The organism is Ructibacterium sp. SJQ-7, assembly GCF_054696575.1.
On record NZ_CP195193.1, the window covers coordinates 1,265,648 to 1,278,082 of the forward strand.

Annotated in this window: 7 protein-coding genes; 2 read left to right on the top strand and 5 right to left on the bottom strand. The window is 36.2% G+C overall.

What is annotated here, in order from left to right; genetic code table 11:
* Positions 1-4: 4 nt before the first annotated feature.
* The 5 genes from ACSAMO_RS05770 to ACSAMO_RS05790 all read right to left on the bottom strand — a co-directional run bounded on the left by ACSAMO_RS05770 (position 5) and on the right by ACSAMO_RS05790 (position 10,217).
* Positions 5-1,522 (bottom strand): hypothetical protein, encoded by a 1,518-nt coding sequence (locus ACSAMO_RS05770; protein ID WP_022228801.1) that lies wholly within the window; start codon positions 1,520-1,522, stop codon positions 5-7.
* A 38-nt stretch (positions 1,523-1,560) separates the two neighbouring features.
* Positions 1,561-1,923, bottom strand: a complete 363-nt coding sequence (locus ACSAMO_RS05775) for a hypothetical protein (protein WP_022228800.1) — start codon at positions 1,921-1,923, stop codon at positions 1,561-1,563.
* Positions 1,889-2,734, bottom strand: a complete 846-nt coding sequence (locus ACSAMO_RS05780) for a HipA domain-containing protein (protein ID WP_499210025.1) — start codon at positions 2,732-2,734, stop codon at positions 1,889-1,891. The genes ACSAMO_RS05775 and ACSAMO_RS05780 overlap by 35 nt, the downstream gene beginning before the upstream one ends.
* Positions 2,735-3,018: 284 nt before the next feature.
* Positions 3,019-6,960, bottom strand: coding sequence for an InlB B-repeat-containing protein (locus tag ACSAMO_RS05785; RefSeq protein WP_499210026.1), 3,942 nt, complete (start codon positions 6,958-6,960; stop codon positions 3,019-3,021).
* Positions 6,960-10,217 carry an Ig-like domain-containing protein gene (locus ACSAMO_RS05790; protein WP_499210027.1) on the bottom strand — a complete coding sequence of 1,086 codons (3,258 nt, stop codon included), beginning with the start codon at positions 10,215-10,217 and terminating at the stop codon, positions 6,960-6,962. Before ACSAMO_RS05790 ends, ACSAMO_RS05785 begins: the two co-directional genes overlap by 1 nt.
* Positions 10,218-10,371: 154 nt before the next feature.
* Between ACSAMO_RS05790 and ACSAMO_RS05795 the strand changes: the two genes are divergently transcribed.
* Both ACSAMO_RS05795 and ACSAMO_RS05800 read left to right on the top strand, forming a co-directional pair.
* Complete coding sequence (locus ACSAMO_RS05795) at positions 10,372-11,142, top strand: helix-turn-helix domain-containing protein (RefSeq protein ID WP_499210028.1); 771 nt, start codon at positions 10,372-10,374, stop codon at positions 11,140-11,142.
* 275 nt (positions 11,143-11,417) lie between these two features.
* The gene (locus tag ACSAMO_RS05800) at positions 11,418-12,395 is read left to right on the top strand and encodes a Fic family protein (protein WP_412275282.1); all 978 of its coding nucleotides are present in this window, start codon (positions 11,418-11,420) and stop codon (positions 12,393-12,395) included.
* Positions 12,396-12,435: the final 40 nt, after the last annotated feature.

Here is a 12,435-nt window from a genome sequence, read left to right on the forward strand (position 1 = left end):
ATTTCTATTCTTGCATATTTAACGAAATCAACTGATATGTATCTTTACCATTGTAATTATACGGTCTTACTACCGCTTTTCCTGTTGCTCCTTTATTCACTTTGATTCCAAAACCCTCTATTGATTCAGATGTAAGATTATAGCAATCATTCAAAATGTCTGTATATCCAGAACTATAGTTTGTAAATATTACAGTATATGTTCCGTCCCCATTATCATACATATTATCAACTATCGAGAAAACTCTTCTGGCATCTCCCTCTTCACCGGAATCATAATAATAGTATCCATTGTCATATCCAAATTGCCAGTCGTATCCCATAACATTATATTTTGCCTCGCCATGCTGTACTTTTTTCCCAAGATACCTGTCAATAGAATTTGAAACTGTTTCCTCATCAGTTTTATAACAAGCATGAATAAAATCATCCAATGTTACATACTTAGCTGCTTCCTCATCAGAAATAGGAATTGCCCCTGACGTATGATTAACCGAATTATGTTTACAACCAAAATATATCAGCTGATCTCTGCTTGCAGTATTTGCGTCGTAATCATTAAAATCAATTTCACTAAAATTACTCAAAAATATATTAATCATATATCTTTGATTTTCACTCATTGTAGGAATTAAATCCTCATTTTTGTCCTCATAAACATATCCGTCTTTTGATAATCTGATAGTATTGTTTTTAAAATCCACATTGAATCCGCCTACAACATCTGCTATATCACGAAGTTTAAAATATGTACTACCGTCAACATTATATCCGTTTAAATTAACGTTGTTGTTATTCAATTTTATAGGGAAAGTATTTTCGGTAGCAATATATTGCCCCGCAAAAACACCAACCGTACCAAATACCAACGCTCCTGTTATCACTCCGATTATAAAATTCCTTTTCATCAAAATCCCTCCAACTGTTTTAGCAACATTAATTACATCACTTACATTACTTATTGTAATTCCTTTAATCCATCTTTTCGCTTTGTCTTTCTCCATACGTTCTTTTAATTCAACAACATCATGCAAATTACGACACGCATTAGTTATATATTCAAATATTTCTCTTATTTTTTTATAATTATCATCTAAGTTTTGTTCTAAATCAATACTAATATATTTGTCAAATCTAAGTTTTCCTTTTTTATAATTTACAAGAACAAGCTGTAATTTATCTTTGTATTTATCTTTATCTTTTAAATAATGATTAAATTGTTCTTTAACACTGATAAAAGACTCTAAATCATAATATATACGAGTGTCATTTCCTTCAAATTTTAATATTTTTTTAGTAGCTGATTCATCATTCGGGCATAAATATTCTCCATAACCCGCCCAAAAAATATCTAAATATCTTTTTGTATTATAATTCCAATACAAATAATTTTCCTCAATAATTCTCTGTACATGCTGTAAGTCATATCTGGCAAAAATGATTCCAACAATACATTGTTCATTATATTCATATCTGTCATGAACTTCTTCTTGTAATCTTTTAAAATTCAATGCCTCTATCATTATATCACCACTTTTAATAAAAAATATAATTTATTCTCTCATATCGGACAAAAAAAATCATTCGAATCAGAATTTTTATAAAATCTGATACTTGCATAATCACTCACATTAACACCCATATTTTTTTTATAAATCTCCCACTGATTATATTCGCCCATGCCGAGATGTTTTAATATATCATCAATATTTTCTCGTGTTTTCGGAACAACACAATCGCTTATATACAACCTTACACGACTATCTTCTACAACATCGGATATTTTCAAAATTCCAAACAGACCTCTCGGGTTAGGATTTTCCCTATCCTTTAAATATGCTTGAAATTTATCTGTTTTCGTATTATATTCCAAATATCCTGTAACGTCTTTATTCCGCCACACTATCTCGTAAATCTCTAACATACTCAATCCTCCACATTATAAAGTCTATAATTTTTTCCCACCAAATATCTTTTAGCTGAATATTATTTATATCCGCATAAACCAATTCGCTGTATGTTTTCTTTACCGCCATAACCCTATCTGCAACTTGATTTCTTTCAATATTAAGATTAATTGTAGGCACATATATTTTAGACATTTTCTGAAATATTCTTTCCGCCGCATTAAATCTTTCCTCATACAACGGTGCATTACAAAGACAGTATCTATATGCCAATTTAAAATCATTCAACATTCCTTTTATATCATCATAAAGCAAAGAATATCCGTTATCATATATAGGCGACAATTTAAGCTCTCCGTTATCCGACATAAGAAATCCTACGTTACTGTTATGCCTATCCTCATTCATTATAATCAAATCAAATGCCAACAGATTTATTAAATCATTTCCGCACCCGGTGTTTCTGCAAAGCTTTTCAAAATCAATATTGCTTTCATCTTCCGCATATAGACTTGCCAAATATATTAACGTTTTTCCGTTTCTGAAATCGGGAGAACTGCAAACCAAAGTTCTGAAATTCTTACCGTATCTAATTCCCTCCATACCAATAAGACTTTGCTCCGCTACATTTAATCCCATTAGCTTGCCTATTTCATAACATAGCACCTCAATAACAGGTTCAATTCCCCACTTCTCAGGAAAATCACGAACCTGTAAACGTCCCGATTTAACAAAATACACTATTCCGTCTTTCTGATATTCAGTTTTAAGTAAATTACCCTTTAAATTACTGTGTATTGAAAAATTGTTTCTTGTAATGCTACTCATTATAATATCCTCCGATATTGATATTATATCAAACTATATAGTGTAAATGGCGAAATAAAATTCTACCGCAAACAAACTAAATATACAACTAATATATCACAATGAAAGATGAATTGCAAATGAAATTGGTTTGACTAATAAATACGTTCAAACGCATAGACGAAGAATTTGCTATTCTAATCTCAAAAATCACGAAATTAAACGGTAAATTATAAACAAGCCGAATTTATCAAATCAAATCGACAAATTCGGCTTATTTTATATGAATGTAGCTTATAAACTAATTACTCACTGATTACAGGTCTCATATTTTCGAACGAATACCAATATGTAATAAGCGAATTTTTACTGCGTTCTGCCTTTTGTGCCTCCGACACCTTTGCAGGTGTGGTTGTTAAATTGACAAGTGTGCCGTTATCGTCATATTCCGCTTCTATTTTAACGCAAGGTTTATTTGTGCTCTCAGTCAGCACTCTTACAAGCTCCGACACTATACCCGGTGCAGTTCCATAGCCGTTAAGCATTAAATCGCCTGCAAGCTGTGATCGTCCCCCGTTGCCGTAATGGTTATGGTCGCCGAAGCAATCCATAATTGCCTTTGCCGCCGCATCCTCGTTTTCATAACCGTTCTTTGCATAATCCGCTACATATTCGTTAAATGCATTGTCAGCGTTAAGTCCTATATCAATAAATCCTAAAATATCAGGATCATCCTTTCTTTCCTCGTAGATAACTCTTATGCCTAAAGAATCATACGCATCCTCTCGACAGCCGTGGAATGTATGTGTTGTTTTATCATATACATATTCGTAGCCTTCAACGCAGCCGTGCGGGGTATAGCTTGTAAGTATTACTTTTGCACCCATTGCAAGACACGCATCAACATAATAGTCAAGCGGAGCCTTAAACTGCGTACCGGACATTCCGCCCGGATTTGTCCCCATATTTCCAATGGTGACAATATCGCCCGGTCTTATGTTTATCAGAATATTATCAAGCCAGCCCTGTGTATAATATGTTTTAAGATTTCTTGAACCCTTACCGTTATTATGATAATCGGCAAGTGCGGTAAGCTCGGGATAATTGGCTTGATCACGTGCTAAATTATATGCGTATGAGCCGCTGTTGCCGATAGTTGAATCGCCGACAGACCAAATGTTAGGTTTTTCGGCGGCAGTCTTTTCAACCTTTTCTATTGATATATACGCAACCCTTGCACCTGAGAATTTTAAATCCATTACATCATCCACAACCGGAATATCATATACTTGTTCGGTTATTTCTTCTGTTTTTACAGTATATCCCGTATGTGTTGTCCCCTCTGCGGCAAGAGTTCTTTCATGACCTGACAGTGCTTCACTTACATATTCGGACACCAAATCACCACTAAAAGCAATCTTTACTCTGTAATGTTTTCCTTTTGTAACCTTAGCCTTAAAAGTGAAATCACCCGACAAATAGTCAGATTTTGCATTATCAATACTTGGTGTGCCTTCTGCTTTTGCACTTCCCTCTATTCCATAACCGCGTGATACAGTATAAGTTGTTGAAGGATTAATGTCCGTATAACCATCCGCAACACTTTCATCCGCACCACTTCCGAAGTCAAATGACAAACCGTGAACTGTGACCTTAACACTTCTTGATAACATTTTGCCGTCACTGCTTTCGCCTGTGGCTCTTACGGTAAACACACAAGGAACAGCTGCCGATGTAACGCTTATTGTACCCGCTGATGCGTCAAACGATATACCGTCGGGAAGATTATATTTATTGACATTATTTTTGTCATATATTCCAAGCGATACATTTCTGTTCAAATCCATACCATCACCGTTGATTACCGCCGCACTGTATTTAGCAGTATTTACTGATTTTTCATCAAGCGGTATTGCAAGGCTTCCTTGTGATGATGTAAACTTTATACTTTCAGCCGAGTCGGTAATATTGAGCTTTATGGTTTTGGTATAGCCGCCGATATTCACCTGAACAGTTGCCTCACCGGCTGATGCACCCTCTCCCAGAGTTATTGTTGCTTTGTGAGAATCTACTACATCGGGAGTTATTATAATGTCTTGCATATCATCTTCTAAGATTGACCATTCTGCCGCACCTGTTATATTATATCCTTCTTTGCTTTTTACCGATGCAGATAATGTTGCAGTATCTTTGTTTGGAATTGACAAAGTTTCCTGTGAAATATTGAGTGTATAGGTTGAAATATCCGCAGCCGGATAATATGCTCTATATGCATCAAAATCAACCGTTCCTGTCTGCTTATTTGCAAAACCGATTGAGTAATATGTCGGCTCCGAGTTTTCAGTCCACGCTATGCTATCGGTTTCACCTACAAACTGACCGTTTAAGTCATACACCTTTACAAAACAACTTTCGGTAGTCTTGTCAGCCGACAGTACAATTTTATACCATTTGCCCTTGTTGACTGTAACATCAATATCATTATTTTTTATAGCTATGCCATTTAGCTTTATTGTTGTTCCGTCAAATTCAAGCGTTACAGGCGTTGTATAGCCTTCCTTATCCGTCCAATACGGCTGTTTTGATGTAAGTGTAATACATCCATTGCCATTAAAGCGTATATTCTGCTCAAATATAATTTGTTTTTGCGGTGTATCTATTGAATTTGTGAACATATGTGATTTACTCGATGTTGGGCAATTAATTCTAAGGAATTTGTTATTCTCCTCTTTCATAATAACTGCATCACCGCTATCTGAACCGGACATACCCCAGCCGCCGACCATAATATCGTTACCGCCGTAAGTGTCCTTTAATGTAGTATATCCAACAAGACTGTCGGGATATTCGTCAAAGTCGGATGGGTAGCCTGCTTCAGGCAAGATTTGGTTATCTGCCATGCTCTTATCACCTGTTGCGGCAACATACATTGACGCTTCGATTGTTTCGCCGTTATATGTCACTGTGGCATTTAGCTTACCATAAAAATTAAAATCGCATTGTCTGAGCATAAACAAAACCTCTGTCGCAGTGTTCGTATGCTCGGCAAACTCGCCATAGCTATCGCAATATTTATCAGTATCGTTTACAGTTTTAAAACCGTCTATATCCCACTCAATGTTAAAATCGTCTATTCGGCTGTCTATCGTATCGGCTGTAATAATCGTTCCGTTCTGACCTGTAAGCGTAAGTGTATATTTGTTTTCCGCCGCAATGTCGGGACTATCGCCAAAGGTCATTATTTGATTACCTTTTATTTCAGCAGAAATTATTGGCTCAATATATTCCGTATCTTTTTCATAAATTGCCGTAAATTTTGTATCGGCTGTAATTTTATATTCCTTTAAATCATCAATCAGATTTTCAGTGTCATCATTTACTTGCCACCCCTTAAATATATATCCATAGTTTGTTAAGTCCGGAATATTTAACGGACTTGTATTTTCCTTTACAGTTTCCTCAGATTTTTCTCCCTTTACATCATACGTTACTTTATAGTATGTGTTTCCGGCATCAAGCGAGCTGTCATATGAGCGGACTAAAATATTATCAATACCGAATGTCACAGTATTCTTTCTCGCCTCACAAATCAGTAATTTTCCGATTTTTAATTCTGTCGTACCCATAGGGACCTTGTTATCAAAATATACCGTTTCACCGTCATGACTTGACAATGTGATTGTCACATTATGCTCTGTAAAATCCATAATCGCCTTTGCGTGTGTCCAGCCTGATTTATTCGTCCAATCTGTTGTTGTATATGTTTCCTTAGAACCATCTAAATTATTTATGATGAGTTTATCGCTATTCTTAGGTTGTGTAAATGAAAAGATATAATTATTTCCGCTGTAATTTGCATTGCCTTTAGGGTTGCCTGCTGCAGAATCAAGTAATACAAGCTGATTTATATTTTCATTTCCTGTATTCGTCATATAGAAGTCAAATTCGATAACTGCTTTACCATTTTCCGTTGTCTGAGCGTCAGAATCGAAGGTATAGTATGCATTTCGTGTTCCACTTCCGTTTGTATTTGCAAATTTGAAATACTTATTGATACTGTTGTCTTCATCTGTTGCTATTGACATATCGCCCGGAGCATTTGCAGACGTCCAGCCCATTGTATCCGTTGCACTTTCAAAATCAAGCGAAAAATATTCCGCCGCGTTTGAGGTTATAACAAATGACATTTGCAGTAGAAGCGATATTGCTGTTATCACTCCTAAAATTCTTTTAAGTTTATTTTTCATCACTTTGCCTCCTTAATTGTTATTGAATTATATAACGGCTTCATTCCGTCCTCCCACAAGAACAGCTTGATATATGAGTCAGTATCTGCACTTAAGCTGTCCGTCTTTATCGTGGAAGTGCTGTATGCAGCGATTGTTTCTTTTCTTTGCTTTACAGATTTTAATTTTCCATAGTTATCATACAAAGCCATATACAATGTTAATTCCTTTCTGTCTGCATTGTCGTTTGTATATACTGCCTCGGCATATACCTCTGCGCCGTTAAGCTTATTTACTGCGTTGCCCTGCATATCTTTCAGTGTAATTGAATCTTCAATATGCTCATCCGGAACATTAGTATTTAACCTACCCTCGATAACCGTACCGTCATAATTTCTTGTTAAATACATATCGTCTATCCTTACATAACAGTTTGCCGGTGAGTCTGAGTACAAGCCAATCTCACATTCTCCGTTTTCAATAATAATATCCTTTACAACGACATCTGTCCAATTACTCATTTTTGATTTTAGAGAAGCTGTGTAGTTCTTATTGTTTGTATTTGCATACAATACACATTCATTTTGTCCGCCGCTTGACATAACGCTTGCTCGAAGTGTATATATACCGTTTGGCAAATCTTTAATTGTTTGTTTAAGTCTTGCGGTATAATCTGTGTCTGCACTTTGCTTTGCGGCATAGTTGCCGTAAAAACGTCTTGCTTTTACATTCCCGTTTACCGAACCGTCTGTACTGTCACTGCATTCCCAACCTGTCAATGATTTAACATCAACTCTGTCAGCATCAAATTCATTGTTTGCAATATAATTATTTCCGTCGCCGATTGTCCACTCGCCTGTTTCTGAGTTTAATTTCCATTGACTTAAATCGTTGAAATGAGGAGTATATCCGTCCATTGTCAGTGGAACCCACTGATTATATCCTATACCATGTGTTCCGAAATCACACCAACGGTCACCACAATAAATAACCGTGTCCTGCTTGCTTCCGTGAAGCGTATAGTAAAATCCGGTTTGTGAATTGTGTGCATAGCTATACTTTGCACCCGGCATAATGTACGGAAGATTTGAACTTGATTTTGAAGTATCAATATAATCCGGCTTTAATTTGTAATCGCCGAGTATATCTTTTGATTCAAACACATACACTCTTGAACCACGCCAGCCGTATAAATCTGAACCGGTAAAATAATAATGGTCTTTGTATTTAAACATACAGTCACCCTCTATACCGCCTTTATCTTTTTGTTTTATTGTACCATCTTCATCAAAATATGAACCGGTAGAACCGTTCAGCTCTTTTATATTATCAAAATCAAAATCACAGAAATTCTTAGTTTCATCCATAGGTGCAATATATAAATGTCCTCTGCCGTTCGCGCTTGAACATATCATATAACCTTTGCTGTCTTCATCATAGAACATTGTTAAATCACCTGTATCACCATTTGCGATAACAGGAAGTGACGTTCCACCCCAAAAATATCCCTTTTCTGTTTTAAATGGGCCTTTCGGATTATCCGCACTTGCGATAATCGTTCCGTTAAACTGTGATACAAGAACATATTTATTTGCCTTTTCGTTATATACCACACCGCATCTGCCTGCCCAACCACACCATGATTGACCCAGAGTTTCAAGCGTTGCGACATCGCCTTCATATTTCCAATTTACCAAATCATCTGATGTGTAGCAAGTGTATGCTTCAAAAGCAGGATGCTCAACCGTTTTACCTAAAAGAGGGTCAGTCGCATACGTTACAGCCTCTTTATACCGAACGCCGTACCAATAATATTTATCATCATTAGGGAATTTGAATATACCACCACCTTGCGAATATAGGATATTTCCGTCTGTATCGGTATAGAAACGGTCGTTTGTTATAAGCTGCTTATCTTCTGTTACTGTTACAGTACATTTCGCTGTTTTGCCATTTGATGTAGTGGCTGTTATTTCCGCTGTGCCGACTTCGCCTGCGACAATAACGCCATCATAAACCTTTGCAATTTTTTCATCACTTGAAGTCCAAGTAATTCTGTCATCCGCGTTTGACGGCTGAATATTTGCATTTACTACGGTTGTTGCACCGAGCTTTGGTAAAGATACATTTTCTTTATCAAGTGAAATGCTTTGAGGTTCAGCCATTTCCGCTACCGTTACATTGCATGAAGCCGTAAGCTTTTCGTTGTCAGCCGCCGCTGCGGTAATTATTGTTTCACCAACGCTTATAGGAGTCACAATACCGTTTGATGAAACAGTTGCTACATTCTCATCTGAGGACGTCCATTTTATTTGTCGTTTAACTGCTGTTTCGGGCAGCAATTTGGCTGTAAGTTCGCCGTTTTTACCGCCCGATAGCAGTGAGAGAGAGGCTTTGTCAATAGTTATATCCTGAGCCGCCTGCAATACAGTAACGGCGCAGTCGGCTTTGAAACTGCTGTCAGCCGTTTTTATAGACACCACTGTTCTGCCTGCCTTTTTCGGTGTGACAAGACCTGTGTCATCAACGGTGGCTATATCCTCATTTTCGCTTATCCATACAAGGTCACCATCATTTATTCCCTCTCCGAAAATAGAGTAGGTAAGTCTTTGAGGCTCGCCGGAGGTAGATAGAATAAGCTCGTTTTTATCAAGTGCAACGCCGCCGTCATACATTGTAAGTGCGAGCGTCGCGGTTTTCGGGTCTATGTCAAGCGTCTGTGACGAGTTTGAAAACGCGAATTGTACTTTGCTTTCCACATCTGCTTTTACCTTGCCTTTTACATATTCACGAATTGTTTCGGTTGATATTTGGTCCGTGCGCGTTTCGCCCTGTTTAACCCCATCCGCCTGATACATACTTTTGTCAAGTGAAATCGCCTTTATTTCGGAAGCCGTTGTATCGGCGTTTATTGTGATGTCGGCTGGATATATATCATATGTTCTGCCACCGCTTCTTGACGAGCCGTTATGTACGCTTACGGTAAGTGTGGCGGATTTTATGCGTTTCGCTTCTGCCGCAGGAACGGTAAATTCAAGAACGCCCACTCCGCCCCAAGAATTTGATTTGGTATTCCAGTTAATATTTGAAATATCCTCCTTGCCCGCATAGTTCACTATCGTCTGCGTAACATTTCCGTCACCGTCCGTCAAGTATGACGCGCTTTGCGTACAGGCAATCGGTGTCATTTCCTCGTCAGCGCTGACAACTGCTGTGGTAAATGACGATACGATAATAGCAAATACGCTTATTATGCTTATCAATTTTTTCAGTACCATTTTCCTACCTCCATTAAAATATTATTTTTATGATAGTATTTTATCATAAATAATGTATCGGTAAAAATACATATTTGCCGTAAACCAATCAATTTTTGCTCTTTAATCTTGACCGAGAGTATATGAAATGATATACTTTTAATAGGTGATTTTTATGATATATGAAAAAGAATGGGGAAACCCGAATTACAAATTTCTTTCATATGATGTGGATAATCTGAATTGGAATATGCATTACCACGAGTCTTTTGAGATATGTTTTATTATTAACGGTGAAATAAATATCATAATAGATACTGATTGTTATAATTTAAAACAAAATGACAGCGTGATAATATTTCCGCGACAGCTCCATAGTTATGAAACAGCACAAAGTTCAAAAATACGAGTGATTACTTTTATGCCGGACCTAATCCCTGAATTTACAAACCACTATCAAAATATGCTGCCCGAAAAAAACGATATTAAGGAGATTTCGGATTTAAAAAAATATTTTGACGCGAAAAATATATTTGAGCAAAAGGGCTTATTATATTCTGTGTTTGGTATTTTAGTAAAAAGTACAAATTTTAAAGAAACTGTAAATAATGAAGAATCACGGTTATTGCTCAAAATTCTAAGGTATATTGAAAAAAATTTTAAAACCCCCTGTCTTTTGCAAACAGCTGCCGAAGAATTGTCTTATGGGTATTCGTATCTATCGAGAACCTTTAAAAAACGTATGGGAATAAGTTATACGGAGTATTTGAATAAATACAGAATAAACCGAGCATTGTATATGCTCAGCAATCAAAATTATGTGCAGATACAGCAGATTGCGGAAGAGTGCGGCTATGACAGCCTATGCAGCTTCAACCGCAATTTTAAGCATTTTACGGGTCGTACACCGCGTGAGATGATAAAGTGTAATGACAACCAAAAATAGCATTCAGACATCATAACAGAAATATATCGGAACGGTTGTATTTGCCACAAAAATATTAATCTCCTATGGTTATCATGAACCAAAGCTTTAACAACAGCAGTTATAGTTTTTCAGAATATGTTAAAGTGTTGGAATATAGGTGAGTTTGTTAATACACTATATGCCAAAGGAACATCTGATAACATACTTCAATCTAAAATTTATATTGATTTGAAAATATGAAACAAATATGATATAATATTTGTAAATAGCTTATAGAAAGGCAGGTATGCTAAATGGAATACAAACCACCATTTTCAATTAATGACGATATAATAAATTTACTTGCCAAAACCAGTGAACTTGTCGGACAAGTAAGTATATTGCATAAAAGTAGCAGTCTAAAGCTAAGACGTGAAAACAGAATAAAAACAATTCACTCATCTCTGGCTATTGAACACAATTCATTATCATTAGAACAAGTTACAGCGGTTATAAATGGTAAGCGAATTTTGGGTGCACCTCAAGAAATCAAAGAAGTGCAAAACGCATATGAAGCTTATGATATAATGCTTACGCTCAATCCTCTTAGTATTGAAGATTTGTTAAAAGCACATAAGCTAATGATGAATGATTTAGTTAAAGAAAATGGTCGTTTTAGAAATGGCGGTGTCGGTATTTTTGACGGAAATAAATTAATTCATACCGCTCCTCCTGCAAATTATGTACCTCAATTAATCAGTGACCTATTTGAATGGTACAAACAATCTCCATTGCATATTTTAATTAAAAGTTGCATTTTTCACTATGAGTTTGAATTTATTCATCCGTTTGCAGATGGCAACGGACGAATCGGTAGAATGTGGCACACACTATTACTTAGTCAATGGAATAAATTATTCTCTTGGTTACCTATTGAAGAACTTATAAAAGAGCGACAACAAGAATATTATGACGCTCTCGCTATCTCAGATAACAAAGCTGACTGTACTGTATTTGTAGAAATGATGATGCAAATAATATTCGATGCCCTAAATGATTTAGACACCACCGACCAAGTTAGCGACCAAGTTAGCGACCAAGTTGAAATACTGTTAAATTGTATGGGAAATGAAGTGCTATCTGCTACTCAGCTTATGCAACGATTAGGACTTTCACATAGACCTACTTTCAGAAAAAATTATCTCAATCCGGCACTTAAAAACGGACTCATAGAAATGACTATTCCCGATAAACCAAACAGTAAAAATCAAAAATATCGTAAAAAAATATAGACTGTTATGTAAAAAATAAAGCAGAGAATAACAAAACGTA

Bases quoted from the DNA above. Each gene is read 5' to 3' on its own strand.
- ACSAMO_RS05770 (WP_022228801.1), bottom strand. From the start codon at position 1,522: ATGATAGAGGCATTGAATTTTAAAAGATTACAAGAAGAAGTTCATGAC.
- ACSAMO_RS05775 (WP_022228800.1), bottom strand. From the start codon at position 1,923: ATGTTAGAGATTTACGAGATAGTGTGGCGGAATAAAGACGTTACAGGA.
- ACSAMO_RS05780 (WP_499210025.1), bottom strand. From the start codon at position 2,734: ATGAGTAGCATTACAAGAAACAATTTTTCAATACACAGTAATTTAAAG.
- ACSAMO_RS05785 (WP_499210026.1), bottom strand. From the start codon at position 6,960: ATGAAAAATAAACTTAAAAGAATTTTAGGAGTGATAACAGCAATATCG.
- ACSAMO_RS05790 (WP_499210027.1), bottom strand. From the start codon at position 10,217: ATGGTACTGAAAAAATTGATAAGCATAATAAGCGTATTTGCTATTATC.
- ACSAMO_RS05795 (WP_499210028.1), top strand. From the start codon at position 10,372: ATGATATATGAAAAAGAATGGGGAAACCCGAATTACAAATTTCTTTCA.
- ACSAMO_RS05800 (WP_412275282.1), top strand. From the start codon at position 11,418: ATGGAATACAAACCACCATTTTCAATTAATGACGATATAATAAATTTA.